This window comes from Marinobacter sp. EN3, assembly GCF_000475315.1.
GTDB lineage: Bacteria > Pseudomonadota > Gammaproteobacteria > Pseudomonadales > Oleiphilaceae > Marinobacter > Marinobacter nauticus.
Window position 1 is genome coordinate 497,620 of sequence record NZ_AXCC01000001.1, and the last position, 19,041, is coordinate 516,660.

Consider the following 19,041-nt stretch of genomic DNA (forward strand, 5'->3'; position numbering starts at 1 on the left):
AATCTTATCGTCATTGAAGGGTTACTGAAGATTAGCCAATAGTACAATCAGGGCCAATTATCCGCGAATAAGAGCCGGGATGCGGGACGACTTTAGTCGCGCTCCCGGTAACGAGGAGGGATCATAACATCAGATCATCGAGTCTTTCGTTGATCCTTCGTGGCACTTCCAGCTGAACCTCACGAACGGCCTGCCGGATCGCCGCCAGCATCGCCCGCTCATTGGCGTTGCCGTGACTCTTGATGACCACACCCTGCAACCCGAGCAGACTGGCGCCATTGTGCCTGGAAGGGTCCATCAATTGCAGAAGTCGCCCGATAATCGGCCTGGCCAGCAAGCCCACAAAACGACCGTACATGGAGCGTGTGAATGCCTGCTCCAGCAATTCGATCAACAGGCCGGCAACCCCCTCTCCGGTCTTGAGGGCTATATTGCCCACGAAACCGTCACACACTACAACATCGGCGACATCGCGAAAAAGGTCACTTCCCTCGACATAACCGATGTAGTTGATGGTGTCGCACTGGGCCAGCATGTGTGATGCGAGCCGGACCTGTTCATTACCCTTGATTTCTTCCTCACCGACATTCAGCAGTGCCACCCGTGGCTCGGACTGGCGGCAGATAGCGGATGCCATCAGGGACCCCATCAGGGCGTACTGGTAGAGATTCTCCGCTGTGGAATCGACGTTGGCACCAAGATCCAGGACATGGCAACGGCCACGCAGAGAGGGGATCAGCTTTGCGATGGCAGGACGTTCAATCCCGGGATACATCCGAATGATCGAGCGACCGAATGCCATCAGCGCACCGGTATTTCCGGCACTGACACAGCCCTGCGCTTCTCCGTCCCGCACGAGACTGAGCGCAATGGCCATAGAGGAGTTTTTCTTGTGGCGGAGGGCATGGGAAGGCCGCTCGTTCATACGAACGACGTCGGCAGCCTCAACAATGCGAATACGGGCATGCCCCTCATGCAACAAAGCCTCGAGCTCGCTCCGGATTCCCACCAGAACAAGACTCAAGGCTTCGTTTTCACGCACTGCTTCCAGCGCAGCATGGACGACAACCGCGGCACCGCGATCACCGCTCATAGCATCAATGGCAATGGTGACCGGCGTGTTCACCACTCGTCCATGCGGCACAGGTCAGAAGAAATTCCCGACGAATTACTCGTCGCGAGCCTCAACCACCTGCTTGCCACGGTAGAAACCGTCTGGAGACACGTGATGGCGACGATGAACTTCACCAGTTGTTGCGTCGGTAGACAGAGCAGCAGCACTCAGTGCGTCGTGTGAACGGCGCATGCCACGCTTTGAACGAGTTTTGCGATTTTGCTGTACAGCCATGGTTATGCTCCTGACCTATTTTCGAATACGTTAATGCTTTGTCGTCTTAAGTCCCGCCAGAACACTGAACGGGTTCTCTTTTCTTTGCTCTGTCTCGGGCTCTTCGGCAGCCTCGGGCTCTTCGAGCGCTTCAAGATCTTCTTTTGCCGGACACTCCTCCCGCTCGTGGAGCGGAAATGGCGGCAGCACCAGAAGCAACTCGTCTTCCACCATTGCCCAGAGATCGGCGTTGAAATCTTCTACCAGAAATGGCTCCAACGCTTTCGGCAACCGCTGCGCCTGCTCATCACTGATGACCAGACCGAGATCAAAACGGGATTCCAGAGTCACCTGCATGTCACCCATGCAGCGCTGGCATTCCAGAATGACCGGCGCAGACAACTCACCCGACACTATCCGGCGACGCTCCCCATCCCGATAGAAAGACAGCTTTACGCTGCACTCACCATCTTCTGGCAGTCCCGGCACAGCTTCACGAAAACGAGAAAGCCCCCTGAAAGGAATCACCCCTTCAAGCGTTGTGTTCTGCTCTGCCAACTTGTTTGGGTCGACAGATCTGGGCAGTTCGACGATCGGCGCTTTGGACATAGGCGCGCAATTTTAGGGGCGAGACCCGCCTCTGTCAAAGACTTAATCGACTTTCTACCGGGCCTTTCGCCCGGAATAGGGGTATTTTACGATATCAGCCCGAAAGAACTCCCATATCCAACCGACCGGACCTGAAACCCTATGCTTCCTCCCAAGCTGCTACTGGCCTCTTCCTCACCCTACCGAAAGCAATTGCTGGCCCGGCTCAACCTTGCGTTCGACACTGCCAGCCCCGACATCGACGAAACACCCATTCCAGGAGAAGCAGCCGAAGCCCTGGCCGTCCGACTTGCAGAAAGCAAAGCAAAAGCTCTCGCCCCGCGCTTTCAGGACCATATCATCATCGGCTCCGACCAGGTGGCGGCATTACCGGATGGCAGCCTCCTGAGCAAACCCGGCCGCTACGACACAGCAAAACAGCAATTGATGCGAAGCAGTGGCAACCGGGTGCGCTTTCTCACCGGTCTGGCAGTTCTGGATACCCGAAGCGGCAACCTTCAAACTCACTGCGAACCGTTTGAGGTGCACTTCAGGGACTTACAGGAAGAGGAAATTGAAGGCTACCTGCAGAAAGAGCAGCCTTACGACTGCGCGGGCAGCTTCAAGATGGAAGGTCTTGGCATCGCCCTTTTCAGCCGCCTTCAGGGCGACGATCCCAACAGCCTGATCGGCCTACCGCTGATTGCGCTCACCCGTATACTGAGAGAGCTGGGCATCAATCCATTGCTGGACTGATGCCCGAGGCAACTTATCGGAGCTCCAGTCGTGACTCCATCAACCGGGTTGCGACACCTTCACCAACGGCCACCCCCAGCTGATCCACAAACTCCTGAAAAGGAGAACGGCTGCGACTGTAATCGACAAGCTCCTCTTCGCCCACCAACTGGCGCGCGACCCAGGATGAACTGCCCAGACCATCTACAAGCCCCAGCTCTACCGCCTGCTCACCACTCCAGACCAGGCCACTGAACAGCCTGGGGTCATCCGCCAGGCGATCGCCACGTCCCTGCCTGACCGCTTCGATGAACTGCTTGTGGGTGTTTTCAAGCACACTCTGCCAGAACGCAACCTCTTCCTCCTGCTCCGGCGAGAACGGGTCCAGGAAAGCCTTGTTGTCACCTGCGGTATAGAGACGACGATCCACGCCAATCTTTTCCATCGCCTCAGTGAAGCCAAAACCACCGGCCACTACACCAATCGATCCGACCAGACTGGCCCGGTTGGCGTATATCTCATCGGCTGCTGCGGCAATGTAATAAGCACCCGATGCACCAATATCAGAAATCACCGCGTAGATCTTTTTGTCGGGATACTCCTCCCTCAACCGCTTGATCTCATCATAGACATAGCCGGACTGCACCGGACTGCCGCCCGGACTGTTAATCCGCAGCACAACCGCCTTCGAGCTCTCGGCCTCAAACGCGGCACGCAATGCCCCGACCAGGTTATCTGCACTGGCCAGCTCATCAGCAGCAATCGGGCCATTCACCTCTACCAGCGCGGTATGGCTTCCCACTGTGGCCCCGACGCCTTCTCCGAAGGGCGCACGAATCATGAACAGCAGCGCAAACAGATATCCGAACGTGAGCAGCTTGAAGAAAATACCCCAACGACGACTGCGTCGCTGCTCCGCCTGCAAGGACATCACCAGCTTTTCAATCAGACGCCAATCACGCCCCGTCTCCGGCGGCATCGACGGCTTCCTGCTGCCAAACAAGCCACCTCGGGCGCCCCGGGCTTCTGGCTCAACGGGCTTGTCGCCCCACTCCGACTGCTTATCCGAATCCCACTCGCTCATTCGTATTCCTTACTTGCAACGTCCTGCTGTTAGCGCAGACCCAACACCTTCCGGAGGTCCGCCACTGAATTCACCACCGCATGAGGATCATAGGCCTCAAGCACATCACGCTTATGCACCCCCCACTCCACACCGATGGAGGGCATGCCAATACGCTGAGCCATCTCCAGATCGTAACGGGTATCGCCAATCATCACAGCCTCTTCCGGTTCATAGCCGTAGAACGCCAGGATTTCCTCCAGCATCAACGGATGCGGCTTGGACCGGGTTTCATCCGCACAGCGCGTGATATCAAAATGCGACCCCAGACCACTGGAGGTCAACGCCAATTCAAGACCCCTCCGACTCTTGCCAGTAGCCACCGAACACCCACGCCCGGAACCCCGGAGATCGGCAACCACATCGGCCATGCCGTCGAACACATTCTGGGGCGTGGTCACTTTTTTGAAGAAGTAACCCGCATAGCCCTCACGAATACGAACCATCTCTTCACGACTCAGACCCGGATACAATTTTTCCAACGCCTCGATCATGCCCAGACCAATGATGTCGCGATAGGCTTCTCGCTCCAGCTCGGGATACCCAAGTTCCGTTGCCGCCTGATGCAGACTGTCAGCAATATGGTCCACCGAATCAATCAGCGTTCCGTCCCAGTCAAAAATAACTACCTTTACCTTCATTACGACCGTTTCCCGCTTCGCTTGGCCAATTCTTCGAGCACCCCGGAAAAGGGCTCGTCGTATGATGCTTCCAGCCGCATGGGCTCGCCCGAACCCGGAAGCGAAAACTCAAGAGCCCTGGCATGCAACATCAAGCGCTGCCCACCAATGGCCCGGAAAGCTTTCAGACTGGCATCATCCATATACTTGTCGTCGCCGGCAATCGGATGACCCGCCCAGGCACTGTGCACCCGAATCTGGTGGGTTCTGCCAGTCACCGGAGACGCCTCAACAAGACTATACCCCTGAAACCGCTGTAAACAGGCATATAAAGTCAGGGAGCTCTTACCCTCTTCGCTGACCCGAACCCGGCGCTCGCCATTAGGCATCTCAAAACGCAACAGCGGCTCGGCAACACGATCAACGCCTTCCGGCCAGCTGCCGACCACCAGGGCGTGGTAATACTTGCGAATCCGCTTTTGCCGCAGTTCATCCTGCAAAAACCGCAGGGCTGAACGCTTTTTTGCCACCATCACCAGGCCCGAGGTATCCCGATCCAGACGGTGGACCAACTCCAGGAACCTGGCTTCCGGCCGGGCCGACCGCAACACTTCAATCAACCCGAAACTCAACCCACTTCCGCCATGGACCGCTATACCGGAGGGTTTGTTCACCACCAACATCTCGTCGTTCTCGAAAACGATCGCAGCCTCCATAACCCCCTGCACCCGACTGCCGGGCTTGGGCTGTTCGGCTTTGGCCTGCTGCATCAGGGGCGGAATTCGAACCACATCACCCGGATTAAGGCGGGTATCGGGCTTCACACGCCCTTTGTTCACGCGCACTTCACCCTTTCTGACAATGCGGTAGACAATGCTTTTGGGCACCCCTCTCAACCGCGCCATCAGAAAATTATCCACCCGCTGCCCCGCCATATCCTCATCTACACTAATCCACTGAACCTCTGTCGCCACAGATCCAGGAGCACGTTCAGGCCTCGCTTTGACAGCAGTTTTTCCGACACCACGGGCCTTGCCTATGGCGGGGCGACGGCCCTTTGACTTGCGGGAATCGGAGGTGCGCGACATGAAAATCCTTGTGTTGATGGATTGCGGTGCCGTATGCCCGCCCCGTGAGCCGGGACAGACGCAATTTGGGAGTTGTCTGGCTACGCTGTACCTGTTATATTCCGGCGTGCTCTGCCGTTTGTCTACGGCCTGACGAACTCTGGTCAGAAGCCGGAGCGGCAGCAGTATACCGATACTGATTAAGAGTTTGAACGCTGCAAAACCAATCATTAACGGATGCAGCGGGAAACAGACTCCCGGAACCACAGGCCAGACCGAGAAAGGCTGCGACCTGCTCCGGGAGAGGAAAACCGACTGGAAAACCGTCGGGCGACATCGCGAAGAATCATTGCCACGCAAACCCGGGCCGTCCAGCAAACCAATACGACGTGAGACCCAGGGGCTTGTGTGAACCTGAAACGGATATTATGCGTCAACAGACTCTCACCCTATTCGACCTCGACCTGCCCACCGGCAGGCGGAATGTCGGCGGTGGTCTCAGACACCCAGGATTGCACCCCATAAGGGTTTGATCCGTCTGGCCGCCGGCCTGCCTGCTGTAAAGGGCCCGCGGCACGCAAATCCTGCTTCGCTGATGCGAATCCCCCCGGTTTTCTGTCACCAACAAACGACAGGAACCCTTTCTTTCCATGAAAAGAATGCTGATCAATGCAACTCATCCCGAAGAGTTGCGCGTCGCGCTGGTTGACGGCCAACGGCTGTTCGACCTCGATATCGAATCCAGTACCCGCGAGCAGAAAAAGGCCAACATCTACAAGGGCCGCATTACCCGGGTAGAACCCAGCCTTGAAGCGGCTTTCGTTGACTTTGGCGCAGAGCGCCACGGCTTCCTGCCCCTGAAGGAAATCTCCAAAGAGTATTTCAAGAAGTCGCCCGGGCAGATTGAGGGCAAAATCAACATCAAGGATGTTGTCTCCGAAGGCCAGGAAGTCATTGTTCAGGTCGACAAGGAAGAGCGTGGCAACAAGGGCGCCGCCCTGACCACCTTTATCTCCCTGGCAGGTCGCTACCTGGTGCTGATGCCCAACAACCCCCGCGCCGGTGGCATTTCGCGCCGCATTGAAGGCGAAGAACGGGCCCAGCTCAAAGAAGCGATGAACGGCGTTCAGGTGCCGAAGTCCATGGGCATTATTGTGCGTACGGCCGGCATTGGCCGCACCACCGAAGAGCTCCAGTGGGACCTCGACTACCTGGTACAGTTCTGGGAAGCCATCACCCAGGCGGCTGGCGAGCGCAAAGCGCCTTTCCTGATCCACCAGGAAAGCAATGTCATCATCCGCGCCGTGCGCGATTACCTCCGCCAGGATATCGGCGAAGTCCTGATCGATGCCGATAACGTTTACGAAGACGTGTTGAGCTTCGTTCGTGCGGTCATGCCCACCTTCGAAAACAAGATCAAGCTGTATAAAGACGAGATCCCCCTGTTCAGCCGCTACCAGATCGAAGGCCAGATCGAAACAGCCTTCCAGCGCGAAGTGAAACTGCCATCCGGCGGCTCCATTGTCATCGACCCGACCGAAGCCCTGGTGTCGATCGACATCAACTCTTCCCGGGCTACCAAGGGCCAGGACATTGAAGAAACGGCCCTGCAAACCAATCTTGAAGCGGCTGAGGAAATCGCACGGCAACTGCGCCTGCGTGACATGGGCGGCCTGATCGTTATCGACTTCATCGACATGACCCCGGCCAAGCACCAGCGTGAAGTCGAACAGAAAATGCGCGAAGCCCTGGAAATCGACCGGGCCCGCGTTCAGGTTGGCAAGATATCCCGCTTCGGCCTGCTGGAAATGTCACGTCAGCGCCTGCGTCCCTCCCTGGGCGAGACCCGCAGCGAGGTTTGCCCGCGCTGTGAGGGCCAGGGCACCATCCGAGGTATCGAATCTCTGGCGCTGAGCATCATGCGCCTGATCTACGAAGAATCCTCCAAGGAGAAGACCGCAGAAGTACGCGCCATGGTGCCGGTTTCTGTGGCCACCTTCCTGCTGAACGAAAAGCGCAAGCAGCTGGCTGACATTGAAGCCCGCCAGGGTGTAGCTGTGGTGGTCGCACCTGTGCCCAACATGGAAACACCGCACTTCGAGATTCTGCGCCTGCGTCAGGACGAAACCTCTCCGGAGCATGTCTCCAGTCATCAGGTAGCGCAACAGTACAGCGAGCGCGAGGAAGAGGCAGCGGTAGAAGTTGCAAGTGCCGAGAAACCGGTGCGCGAGCAGGCTGCCGTGAAAGCCATCCGCCCCTCCGCGCCAGCCCCCGCACCAACAGCTGCTGCGCCAACGGCTGCGGCTGAGCAGGAAGAAGGTCTGTTCCGCAAACTGGGCAAGAAGATCGCGTGCTTCTTCCGGGGTGAAGAACCGGAGCAGGAAGCCAGCCGTGACACCAACCGCAACCGGAGTGAAGAGCGTCGCAATCAGGCGCGCCAGGATCGCCGCAAATCCCGCGTTGCCCGCGATGACCAACGCTCCGGCGGCAACCGCAGCGGCAATGATCGCCGTCAGGGTAGCCAGCAGAGCCGTGGCGACGACAACCGGGGCCGCAATCGTGGTGGCCGTGGTGACGATCAGAATCGTGGTGAACGCGGTGGCCAGAACCGTTCCAACCGGGACGACCGCTCTGGCGACAGCAAGGGCAATGAGAACCGCCGGGACAACCGCAAGGACTCCCAGGGCCGCGGCCAGAACCGGAATCGTCCTCAGCGTGACCAGAAAGGCCAGCAGGATAACCGGGAACAGCAGGAGTCCCAGAAGAGCCCTGCCAGCGACAAGCAAGGCGGAGACGACAAGCAGCGCAAACCGCGCCGGCAACGTAACCGGGATGGCTCACCCGCCGAGGCTCCGGTATCTACGCCGGCCGAACGCAAAGCGGAACGCAGCGAGAAGCACCAGAAAGATACCCAGCCGGAAAAAGCGGCTGACAAGACAGCTCCAGTGGATGCTAAATCCGGTGAGCTGCGCGTAGAAAAAGCCGAGCAACCGGCCGCAGCAACGCCGGAAACCAAAACTGCGCCAGAGAGCCGCAAGCCTGAACAACAGGAAAAGGCCGACCAGCCGGAAGCCAAAACCGAACAGCCAGAGCAGAAAGAGGCTCCGTCAGCAGAAGACAAGCCTGAGGCGAAGGAAGATGGCAGCCGCAAAGAGAAGTCTGACGGCCGCAGAGGCCGTAGCTCCGGCCGCCAGCGCAAGCCTCGCTCTGCCGATAGCGTTGAGAAGTCAGCTGCTGCTGAAGACCAGGGCGAAAAGGAGAGCTTGCCGGCAACAGCCGAGCAGAAACAGGCTGTCAAGCCTGAGTCTGCCGAGCAGGTAACCGGAAAGGACGCCGAAAAGCCTGCAGAAAAAGCCAGCGCTGAACCTGCCAAAGACGAGGAAAAAGAACCGGCGAAGGCAGAGCCCAAGGCACCCCAGCAAGCTAAGGCTGAAGTACCGAAGACCGCTGAGCCGAAAACCGGTGCAGCTTCTGACCAGAAGAAGCCTGCCGAGGGCAAAACCGACAAAGCGCCGGAACAGAAGGCCGAGGCCGCGAAACCCGAGCCAAAAGCGGAGACTGCGCCGGAAAAACAGGCCGAATCCGCCAGCGAAAAACCCGCTGACAAACCAGAGCAGCCTTCGGAGCCCGCAAAAGCCAAGCCAGCTCCGGCTAGCGAAAAGCCAGCGGAGCAGAAAGAAGAGGCTCAGGAAGCCAGTGCACCGGAAGGTATCCCGGTGACTCCGGGCCGGGCCTATAATGACCCAAGAGAGGTCCGCAAGCGCCAACGCGCGGCCGAAGAAGCCAAAAAGGCAGAAGAGGCCAAGCAGGCCGGGAGCAACTGATCATGCTGAGCAACTCGGACATCGAAGCGCTGGAAGACATTCTGTTCGCAGAACCCTGGGGTGATCATGCCCTGGACTTTTTCGGGTTCCACGGCGTGGTGTGTGCCAGCGTGATCGGGCCGGTCAGCCTGAAGGCGGAAGATCTCTTCCGCCTTGCCACAGGCACAGATCAGCTGCCGGATACCGGCATTCCTGACACCTTTACCCATTGTGTGAACGAGCTTGCACGCGATATGGCCCACGCCCTGGATATGGGCCAGCCACTGGAGCTGCCAGAGCCGGAAGACGGTGACCCGATGAACGCTCTGGAAAACTGGTGCGCGGGCTTTGTCGATACCTTCCTCGAGCACGAGGAGGCCTGGCTGCAAGCTGCGGATGAGGATGAAGTGGCGGACCTTATGGTGCCGATGCTGACACTGTCCGGCCTGTTTGAGGACGAGGACTTCCAGAAAGTCCGGAATGACGAGAAGCTGTCAGCCAAGATGGCAGAGGCCATCCCGGACTCTCTGACCGATCTCTACCTGCTGTTCCACGCGCCGGACTGAAGCCTCAGGCTTCAATCGGTTGCCGGAAGTGATGCCAGACGGGCTCCAGCCCCTCTGGCATTTTCATTATCCGCCCCAGCTCACACCACGGAGCCCCGGGAAAGTGAAAATCACTGCCCTGCGAGGCCCAGAGTTTTTCCCGCCGCGCCAGCTCGGCCACAAAACCCAGATCGCCGCTGGACTGGCCTGATACTGACACCTCAATGCCCTGCCCTCCGGCACGGCCGAAATCCGCAGTCAGCGCCCTTAAACGGGTTGCGGTAAGACGGTATTTTCTGGGGTGGGCCAGCACAGCAATTCCGCCGGCCGACACAATCCATTGCACCACCTCCGACAACTCCGGCCAACACGCCTTCACATCTCCTGGCTTGCCTGTACCCAGATACCGTTTGAACGCATGCGCCACCTTGGGTACGACACCGTCTTCTACCAGTACCTCGGCAAAATGCGGGCGCCCGGGCACCTCCCCACCGGCCACTTTCGTTGCCCGCTCAAGAAGCTGGTCCACGTTCAGGCGGCTTAGCCTGTCGGCAATCATGTGAGCCCGCTGCCAGCGGTTCTCGTTCTGACGCTCAAGTGCTGAGAGAAACGCAGGATCACGTTCGTCAAAATCGAGCCCAACCACATGAATGGTATGACTGCGCCAGACACAGGAAAGCTCCACGCCGTTAATCAGGGACAAACCGGAACCTGACGTCGCACTTCTCGCCACCTCGAGACCTGCGATGGTGTCATGATCGGTCAATGCCAGATGGCTAACCCCCTGCTCAACGGCTCTGGCTATCAGGGCCTCTGGAGACAGCGCGCCATCGGATGCCGTGCTATGGCAATGCAAATCAATGCACGTTCTGGAGTCTTGGGGTATAGTCACGAACATTCCTGATTAACGAAACGGGCACCAGTGTAGCAGCCTTCAGGCAGTGCCCCTAACCTCAACTGATCACCGATCGGAGAACTCATGTATTACGCCATCATCAGCGAAGACATTGCCAACAGCCTGCCCTTGCGCAAAGAAGCCCGACCCGCGCACCTGGCCCGGCTGGAACAGCTCAAGGCCGAAGGTCGGTTACTGGTAGCCGGCCCCCATCCCGCCATTGATTCGCCCGATCCTGGAGAAGCAGGCTTCAGTGGCAGCCTGGTCATCGCCGAGTTTGAATCGCTGGAGAAGGCTCAGGCCTGGGCCGATGCAGACCCCTACGTCGATGCGGGCGTGTATGAAAAGGTAATCGTCAAACCCTACAAGGTGGTGCTGCCCTGAACGCAGCAGCCGCCAGCATGAGCGGATTGTAACGCTGAGGTGCTTGAATAGCGGCCACCTTGTGACAGAATTGCGGGTTTAAATCATCAGTAATAACACTATCAGGGAACGTACTCCGTGACACCGCTCCGCCTCCTTTTCAGCCTTGTGCTTATTGTCAGCTCCGTTTCCGTTGCGCAGGCGCGCACCGTCTGGGTCGATGATCAGCTTTACCTGCCTGTGCGCTCGGGCGCTGGCAGCCAGTACCGGATCATCGAAAACGCGGTTCCCAGCGGCACGCCACTGGAAGTTCTCGAAACCGGTGAGAGCTATACCCGCGTACGCACCCCGAAAGGCACCGAAGGCTGGGTATCGAGCCAATACCTGAGCAATGAACCCATCGCCGCAGACCAACTACGAAGAGTCAGCCAGCAGCTGGATACGGCACGGGCCGAGCTGACCGAAACACGGCAGCAGCTGGCAACCGTTACCGAAGAACGAAACGCTCTGCAGAATGCCGAGAATAATCTTTCCAATCGGGCGGAAGACCTGCAGACTGAATTGCAACGCATCAAGAATATTGCAGCAGACTCCATCAATCTTGAGCGCCGGAACCGGGAATTACGAGAAGAAAACCAGAAACTGCGTAACGATCTGGAAGTACTGACAGCAGAAAACGAGCGTCTTGAAGCGAGCAAGGAATCCGATTTCATGCTTCTGGGCGCGGGCCTTGTGTTTGGAGGCGTACTGCTGGCCCTGATCATTCCCATGCTCAAACCAACAAGAAAAACCGACAACTGGGCGTAAAGGTGATGAAAGATTACTCTGAGAAGCGCGACTTCCATCGAATGCAGGTGAACAGCACCATCACGATTACCGGCAACGATGGTGAAACCCACACCGGTATCTGCCGGGATCTCAGTGCCGCCGGCATGCAAGTGGCGGTGGAACGGTCGTTCGAGATTGGCGAAGAACTGAGAACCCGAATAGAGTCCGCAGGGGATCACTTTCCGCCCCTGGAGACACTCTGTGAAGTGGTACGCTGCGAGCCGGATGGCGATGGCTATCTGCTCGGAATCAACATCATAGAAGTGACCCAATAAAAAACGGCGGCCCTAGAGCCGCCGTTTTTGTCTGTGCCGAACCCGTTGGTTAAACCAGCGGCTTCTCAGAGACGATGATGCCGTTGTTATCGGCATACACGTACTGCCCCGGCTTGAATGTCACACCGTGGAAAGTCACGGGAATATTCAGATCGCCAATACCGCGCTTTTCAGTCTTGCGCGGCACAGTACCCAGGGCCTGGACGCCCAGATTGGTCTGGCCAATCTCGTCCACATCCCGGATGCAGCCATAAATGATCAGGCCGGCCCAACCGTTTTCTGCGGCTTTCTCGGCCAGCATATCACCCAGCAGTGCGTTGCGCTTGGAAGCACCACCGTCGACGACCATCACGCGGCCATTGCCGGGCAGACCAACCTGCTCTTTCACCACCGAGTTGTCTTCAAAGCACTTCACGGTCACGATCTCACCGCCGAACTGGCGCACGCCACCGTAATTATTGAAGCCAGGCTCTACCACCTGCACTTCCGGAAATTCGTCACATAGATCCGGAGTAATAATCTTGCTCACGTTGTCGCTCTCCTTTTCCCAAAGTGTTGGTGATCAGTCGATCTTCTCGTCGGCCAGGAAGAACCAGGTATCGAGTACCGAATCGGGGTTCAGAGACACGGTATCAATGCCCTCATCCATCAGCCACTTGGCCAGATCCGGATGATCCGACGGACCCTGACCACAGATACCGATGTACTTACCGGTTTTCTTGCAGGCCTGGATAGCGTTGGACAACAGCGCCTTCACCGCATCGTTACGCTCATCGAACAGGTGGGCAATGATACCGGAATCCCGATCAAGACCGAGCGTCAACTGAGTCAGATCGTTGGAACCGATGGAGAAGCCATCAAAGTGCTCCAGGAACTGCTCCGCCAGAATGGCATTGGCCGGCAGTTCACACATCATGATGACCCGCAGGCCGTTCTCACCGCGCTTCAGGCCGTTTTCCGCCAGCAGGTTCACCACCTGTTCGGCTTCGCCGACAGTCCGTACGAACGGCACCATCACTTCAACGTTGGTCAGGCCCATTTCATTACGGACCTTCTTCAGAGCCCGACACTCAAGCTCGAAACAGTCGCGGAAGGTATCGGAGATATAGCGCGATGCACCACGGAAGCCCAGCATCGGGTTTTCTTCGTCCGGCTCGTACAGGGTGCCACCAATCAGATTGGCGTACTCATTGGATTTGAAGTCGGACAAACGCACAATCACTTTCTTCGGAGCGAACGCCGCTGCCAGGGTGGAAATACCTTCCACCAGCTTGTCCACGTAGAAATCCACCGGTGAGGCATAGCCGGAAATGCGCTTTTCCACGGTCTGTTTGATGTCACGGGGCAGACCGTCGAAGTTCAACAGCGCTTTCGGGTGCACGCCAATCATCCGGTTAATGATGAACTCAAGGCGGGCCAGGCCCACACCTTCATTGGGCAGCGCCTGGAAGTCAAAGGCGCGGTCCGGGTTGCCCACGTTCATCATGATCTTGAACGGAATGTTGGGCATGGAGTCCACGGTATTCTCACGCAGCTCGAAGTCCAGGGCACCCTCGTAGATCATACCGGTGTCACCTTCGGCACAGGAGACGGTCACGTCCTGACCATCCTTGAGCACCTCGGTGGCATCGCCACAGCCCACAACCGCCGGAATACCCAACTCCCGGGCAATAATGGCGGCGTGGCAGGTACGGCCGCCACGGTCGGTAACAATGGCCGAAGCCCGCTTCATCACCGGCTCCCAGTCCGGGTCGGTCATATCGGTGACGAGCACGTCGCCGGCCTGTACCCGGTCCATTTCGTTAATGCTGGTGATGATCTTCACCGGGCCACTGCCGATCTTGTGGCCGATACTGCGACCTTCCACCAGTACTTTGCCGGTTTCCTTCAGCAGGTAACGTTCCATCACATTGGCAGCTGCACGACTCTTGACCGTTTCCGGCCGGGCCTGAACGATGTAGATCTTGCCGTCATCACCATCTTTGGCCCACTCAATGTCCATCGGGCGCTGGTAATGCTTTTCAATAATCATGGCCTGCTTGGCCAGTTCTTCCACTTCCGCATCGGTGATGGAAAAACGATTACGGTCTTCCTGCTCTACCTTCACGGTTTCAACAAACTTACCTTCACCCGGTTCGGAATGGTAAACCATCTTGATGGCCTTGCTGCCGAGGTTACGGCGCAATACCGACGGACGTCCGGCTTCCAGGGTCGGCTTGTGTACGTAGAATTCGTCAGGGTTCACGGCACCCTGCACCACGGTTTCACCGAGGCCGTATGAGGAGGTAATAAACACGACATCGCGGAAACCGGACTCGGTATCCAGGGTGAACATAACACCGCTGGAAGCGGTTTCACTGCGAACCATCTTCTGGATACCGGCAGACAACGCTACCAGCTTGTGATCAAAACCATGGTGCACGCGATAGGAGATCGCCCGGTCATTGAACAGCGAGGCAAACACCTCTTTCACCGAGGTACGAACCTGCTCCAGGCCCACCACGTTCAGGAAGGTTTCCTGCTGGCCGGCGAAAGAGGCATCAGGAAGGTCCTCCGCGGTGGCGGAGGAACGCACCGCGACAGCCATCTGGTCATTACCGGCCTGAAGCTTGGCATAAGCTTCTTTCAAGGCGTTATCCAGCACTTCCGGAAACGCGGTGTCGATTACCCACTGGCGAATCTGGGAGCCAACCCGCGCCAGTTCGTTAACGTCGTTGACATCCAGGGCATCCAGGGCTTCGTCAATGCGGTCTTTCAGGCCGTCGGTGGCCAGGAATTCACGGTAAGCATGAGCAGTGGTAGCGAAACCGCCAGGGACGGTAACACCAGCATTGGCGAGATTACTGATCATTTCACCGAGGGAAGCATTCTTGCCTCCAACCCGGTCTACGTCGGACATTCCCAGGTGGTCAAACCAGATAATGTAATCTTCCAAAGCGTGTCTCCCTTGAGTCTGTGTAGCGCGGAGTCTCGAATCTGGCGTGTATGATACTGTAAGCTGCGGAAATTACCTAGGGAGGCAACCAAAGACTCCCGGGAAAAAGTTCAAACCAGACCGGATACGACCATGAAAAGAACGGCGTTTTTTATCTCTGATGGCACTGGCCTTACGGCAGAAGCGCTCGGCCATGCCCTTTTGGCGCAGTTTGAAAAAATCGAGTTTGAGCGGGTTACCGTGCCCTATATCGACGATGAGGAGAAGGCCCGGGATCTTGTCAGCCGCATCAACAAAGCGTCGGAAATCGATGGGGAACGGCCGCTGGTATTCGACACCATCGTTAATGGCGGCATCAGGGAAATTATCAGCCGGGCAGACGGCTTTATGGTAGATATCTTCGGAACCTTCCTGAACCCTCTGGAGCAGGAACTCAACTCGTCGTCCTCCTACTCCGTAGGCAAATCCCACTCCATCAATAACGCGGGCAGCTACGAGCGCCGGATCCACGCAGTCAACTTCGCGCTGGACAATGACGACGGTGCCCGCACCCGGCATTACGATGAGGCCGACCTGATTCTGATCGGGGCATCCCGGAGCGGTAAAACGCCCACCTGCCTGTACCTGGCCCTGCAGTACGGCATCAAGGCCGCCAACTATCCGATTACCGAAGAAGATCTGGACGACCAGAAGATGCCCGCCGCGCTCCGGCCCCATAAGGAAAAACTGTTTGGCCTGACCATCGAACCGGAACGCCTTGCCACCATTCGTAACGAGCGCCGACCGAACTCCCGCTACTCATCGCTGCAGCAATGCATGCATGAGATTGAAGAAATCGAATTAATGTACAAGCGGGAGCGGATTCCCTATCTGAATACTACGGCGTATTCCGTTGAGGAAATCTCGACCAGAATCATGGTGACAACGGGCCTGAAGCGGCACCGCTGAGGCAGGAAACCCGGCAGAGAGCCAATGGCCCTCTGCCGGTCAGATCAAAGTTCCTGAATGTCCATGCCAAGCCCTTCCACAACCGCACGGTTGTCGGGGCTTGTCACGACGGCCACATTGGCCTTTTCAGGCGCAAGCCAGGTCTTGGCCACGCGCTGAAGCTCGTCCAGAGTGACACCAAGAACCCTCTCACGGAAACGTGCGCGCTGCTCCGGCGTACGCCCGAACAGCCTGTTGTGGTAAGCATGGCGAGCCGCTCCGGCTGGCGAGCGGGGGCGGTCGAGTTGGCCGATCACACCCAGGATAGCCTCTTCCAGAGCCTGGTGCTCATGCGCTTCGCTGTATAACCAGTTCAGCGCTGCATCGAAGTCATCCAGGGTTTCCGCAAGGCGGGGATCGCGATAGGAGAAGAACCGGAAAACACCATTCACGCTGTCCTGGCCGGCGCCACCACCGTAGGCCCCGCCTTTTTCACGGATGGCCCGGTGCAGATAACCGTTCCGGAGAAAGCCTCCCAGTACCGTCAGCGCAGCCGCATCGGGATGATCCACCGCAACCGTCGGGTAGGCTTTGGCACAGAAATTGACCTGGGTAGATGTCAGCCAGGCCTCCCGGGTGTTGTAACTGACCGGCTCCATGGACCAGTTACCCTCACCCTCTGCAGACACTCCGCTCCAGCAAGTGCCCAACTCATCCAGCATGGGCGACAACTGGTCGTCCTCACCAATCAGCAGGAACTGGCGGTTCTGGCTGCGAATACGGTTGTGCAGCGCGGCCAGCTTGCCACAGAAATCGGCCAGGCCGGCTTCATCTTTGAGCTGCTGATCAAGCTCCTTGGTACCACGAATTCCAGCCAGACCACCCAGACGGTACGACAACCAGGCACCGGAACTGACGCCCTGAGCCGCTGCGCCCATGGCCAGGGCATGCCCGCTGCCCGTCACCGCCTGCTCACGGCGAGCCCGGATCTGGGCAATGATCTCACGAACACGCTCTTTTTCGTCAAAACGGGCCCCGGTGTAGACATCCTTCAGCAGGCGGGTCAGCGCTTTGCTGTTGCGGCTCAGCGCCTTGCCACTGAAAATCAGATAGCCGGTCATAGCCTGAACATCATCAATCTGCCCCTTGGCAGTAAAAGAAGCGCCGATGCCGCCAGATTCCGCAGAAATACGATCCTGCATTTGCAAGTAATCCAGCTCTCCACACCCCACTTCGGAAATCAGAGTGGTGTAATAAGGCAACAGCAACAGTTCGTCTTTGCTCAGAGCCGGCAGCGGTAGCACCACCTGCTGATACACCAGGCCATTAGTGCCTCGGGAATAAACGGTCGCACCGGTTTCGGCATCGTACCGTCCCTCCGGCTCCGGCATCTGCAGCGGCACATCATCCAGCCCAACCTTGGGCAGTATGGAATCATCATCCTTGCGCATCTGGCGCTCTTCCAGTGCCTGAGCACGCTGCACAATATGGCTGATATCATCGTCGGACAGCTCCGCCTTGCGCCGGGCAAGGGCTTCCTTGATGGCCTGCTGACGACGGCCTTCGAGTTTTTCATCCGGGCGCAAGGTCAGGGTTACCCGGTGCGGGTTCTCCAGCAACTTGCGCCGGATCAGCCCGGGCACATACTCGGGATCCTTGATCTTTTCCCTCAATGTGGCCAATACCGGCTCGAGATCCAGCAGTTCCACCGGATCACCACCATGAACCATGGGGGCAATCGCGCTCATGATCAGTTGCAAGCCGTAGGGGAACTGGTCTCCGGCAATCTCCCGCTGGTGCAGTTCCAACTGATGCAGGATGGCCTCGAGGCGCTCCTGGCTGACACCGTCATCCACCACCTTCTGCAGCGTAGACTCAATCAGCTGTTCCAGATCCGCCCTGCGCTCCGGCTCGCTGCCCTCAATACCGCAAACGAAGGTCATTTCCCGGTTGGAATCCTCCAGCCCGCACATGGGAGACGGCGCATGGCCCAGGTCTGTGGTTTCCAGCGCCCGCATCAACGGCGATGCGCTGTTTTCCAGCAAGACGGCAGACAATAACTGGCCTTCAAGATTTTCCTGCAGGTCGAAGCTGTGGCCCAGCAACCACCCCATCACAATGTGGGTCTTGTTGTCGGTGCTCTCACCTTCATTTACCGCATAGCCCTGCTCTACCCGGACCGGCGCGAACATGCGCTTCTCGTCTTTCACCGGCAGTTCAATATCCAGCCGATCGAACCGTTTCAGCGCCAGCTCTTCAAACTTCTCGTGGTGTTCCCGGGCCGGGATATTGCCGTAGGTCGCAAAAATCGCATTGCTCGGGTGGTAGTGGTGGCGATAGAACTTCACCAGGTCGTCATAACTCAGATCGACAATATGGTCCGGCTCGCCGCCGCTGTTGTAGTGATAAGTCGTGGTCGGGAACAGATGGCTGGTCAGGTTCTGCCAGAGCTGGGAGGTAGGTGCACTCATCGCCCCTTTCATCTCGTTGTAGACCACACCCCGGTAGACCAGGTCGCTGGATGGGTCATCCGGCTTGTCAAATTCCAGGCGATGACCTTCCTGTGCAAAATCCAGCGGGTCCAGCTTGGAGAAGAACACGGAATCCAGGTACACCGACAGCAGATTATCGAAGTCCTTGCGGTTCATGCTGGCAAAGGGATAAGCAGTCCAGTCGCTGCTGGTGAACGCGTTCATGAAAGTGTTCAGGGAGCGGCGAATCATCATGAAGAACGGATCACGCACCGGGTAACGCTCACTGCCGCACAGGGCGGTATGCTCCAGGATGTGGGCGACACCGGTCGAATCCATCGGGAACGTTCGCAAAGCAACGAAGAATACGTTCTCGTCGTTATCCGCCGCCAGGTGAAGATGGCGTGCACCGGTCTTTTTGTGGCGATACTCCTCAACCTCAAGGTTCAGGGTGCCGATCCGGTGACTGCGAAGTTTCTCAAAAGCCGGATGGATTGCGTTGTCAGTCACTGCAGCCATTAAAAAATCCTGTGTATAGA

The 19,041-nt window shown here is 57.6% G+C and carries 17 protein-coding genes; 7 read left to right on the top strand and 10 right to left on the bottom strand.

All coding sequences use genetic code 11. From position 1 onward, the window contains the following. Positions 1-121: 121 nt before the first annotated feature. From plsX to Q675_RS21815, 3 genes are read right to left on the bottom strand one after another with little or no spacing between them, the layout of a single operon-like run. A complete protein-coding gene (gene plsX / locus Q675_RS21805; protein ID WP_014421134.1) occupies positions 122-1,126 on the bottom strand; it encodes a phosphate acyltransferase PlsX in 1,005 nt (334 codons plus the stop codon). Between the two features lie 42 nt (positions 1,127-1,168). Next, a complete protein-coding gene (gene rpmF, locus Q675_RS21810) occupies positions 1,169-1,348 on the bottom strand; it encodes a 50S ribosomal protein L32 (RefSeq protein WP_011785345.1) in 180 nt (59 codons plus the stop codon). Positions 1,349-1,378: 30 nt separating this feature from the next. After that, complete coding sequence (locus Q675_RS21815) at positions 1,379-1,936, bottom strand: YceD family protein (protein ID WP_011785346.1); 558 nt, start codon at positions 1,934-1,936, stop codon at positions 1,379-1,381. A 141-nt stretch (positions 1,937-2,077) separates the two neighbouring features. Here Q675_RS21815 and Q675_RS21820 point away from each other — a divergent pair, with 141 nt between their 5' ends. Then, complete coding sequence (locus Q675_RS21820; protein WP_011785347.1) at positions 2,078-2,671, top strand: Maf family protein; 594 nt, start codon at positions 2,078-2,080, stop codon at positions 2,669-2,671. Positions 2,672-2,684: 13 nt separating this feature from the next. Here the strand turns inward: Q675_RS21820 and Q675_RS21825 are convergent, their stop codons facing one another. From Q675_RS21825 to rluC, 3 genes are read right to left on the bottom strand one after another with little or no spacing between them, the layout of a single operon-like run. Then, positions 2,685-3,734 (bottom strand): S49 family peptidase, encoded by a 1,050-nt coding sequence (locus Q675_RS21825; protein ID WP_011785348.1) that lies wholly within the window; start codon positions 3,732-3,734, stop codon positions 2,685-2,687. A gap of 29 nt (positions 3,735-3,763) precedes the next feature. Continuing rightward, positions 3,764-4,414 (bottom strand): HAD family hydrolase, encoded by a 651-nt coding sequence (locus tag Q675_RS21830; protein ID WP_011785349.1) that lies wholly within the window; start codon positions 4,412-4,414, stop codon positions 3,764-3,766. Beyond that, positions 4,414-5,481: a 23S rRNA pseudouridine(955/2504/2580) synthase RluC gene (gene rluC, locus Q675_RS21835; protein WP_227499486.1), complete on the bottom strand. Its 1,068-nt coding sequence runs from the start codon at positions 5,479-5,481 to the stop codon at positions 4,414-4,416. The genes Q675_RS21830 and rluC overlap by 1 nt, the downstream gene beginning before the upstream one ends. A 629-nt stretch (positions 5,482-6,110) precedes the next feature. Here rluC and rne point away from each other — a divergent pair. Continuing rightward, positions 6,111-9,284 (top strand): ribonuclease E, encoded by a 3,174-nt coding sequence (rne, locus tag Q675_RS21840; protein ID WP_023010475.1) that lies wholly within the window; start codon positions 6,111-6,113, stop codon positions 9,282-9,284. 2 nt (positions 9,285-9,286) lie between these two features. Beyond that, the gene (locus tag Q675_RS21845) at positions 9,287-9,829 is read left to right on the top strand and encodes a YecA family protein (RefSeq protein ID WP_014421126.1); all 543 of its coding nucleotides are present in this window, start codon (positions 9,287-9,289) and stop codon (positions 9,827-9,829) included. A 4-nt stretch (positions 9,830-9,833) separates the two neighbouring features. Here the strand turns inward: Q675_RS21845 and Q675_RS0118960 are convergent, their stop codons facing one another. Further along, entirely contained in the window at positions 9,834-10,700 is an 867-nt protein-coding gene (locus Q675_RS0118960) for a PHP domain-containing protein (protein WP_031210980.1), read from the bottom strand. A gap of 87 nt (positions 10,701-10,787) precedes the next feature. Here Q675_RS0118960 and Q675_RS21850 point away from each other — a divergent pair, with 87 nt between their 5' ends. The 3 genes from Q675_RS21850 (at position 10,788) to Q675_RS21860 (ending at position 12,169) form a co-directional block, all read left to right on the top strand. Further along, the gene (locus Q675_RS21850) at positions 10,788-11,087 is read left to right on the top strand and encodes a YciI family protein (protein ID WP_011785354.1); all 300 of its coding nucleotides are present in this window, start codon (positions 10,788-10,790) and stop codon (positions 11,085-11,087) included. A gap of 117 nt (positions 11,088-11,204) precedes the next feature. Then, on the top strand, positions 11,205-11,873 hold the full coding sequence (locus Q675_RS21855; protein WP_023010477.1) for a TIGR04211 family SH3 domain-containing protein: 669 nt from the start codon (positions 11,205-11,207) through the stop codon (positions 11,871-11,873). 5 nt (positions 11,874-11,878) lie between these two features. Continuing rightward, positions 11,879-12,169, top strand: a complete 291-nt coding sequence (locus Q675_RS21860) for a PilZ domain-containing protein (RefSeq protein ID WP_023010478.1) — start codon at positions 11,879-11,881, stop codon at positions 12,167-12,169. Positions 12,170-12,218: 49 nt separating this feature from the next. On the opposite strand, the gene rraA is transcribed toward Q675_RS21860, so the two are convergent. Then, positions 12,219-12,698: a ribonuclease E activity regulator RraA gene (rraA, locus tag Q675_RS21865; protein WP_023009926.1), complete on the bottom strand. Its 480-nt coding sequence runs from the start codon at positions 12,696-12,698 to the stop codon at positions 12,219-12,221. A gap of 33 nt (positions 12,699-12,731) precedes the next feature. Next, complete coding sequence (gene ppsA, locus Q675_RS21870) at positions 12,732-15,104, bottom strand: phosphoenolpyruvate synthase (protein WP_014421120.1); 2,373 nt, start codon at positions 15,102-15,104, stop codon at positions 12,732-12,734. 132 nt (positions 15,105-15,236) lie between these two features. Between ppsA and Q675_RS21875 the strand changes: the two genes are divergently transcribed. After that, positions 15,237-16,052, top strand: coding sequence for a pyruvate, water dikinase regulatory protein (locus Q675_RS21875; protein WP_011785359.1), 816 nt, complete (start codon positions 15,237-15,239; stop codon positions 16,050-16,052). 44 nt (positions 16,053-16,096) lie between these two features. Here the strand turns inward: Q675_RS21875 and Q675_RS21880 are convergent, their stop codons facing one another. Continuing rightward, positions 16,097-19,021 (bottom strand): insulinase family protein, encoded by a 2,925-nt coding sequence (locus Q675_RS21880; protein WP_023010479.1) that lies wholly within the window; start codon positions 19,019-19,021, stop codon positions 16,097-16,099. Positions 19,022-19,041: the final 20 nt, after the last annotated feature.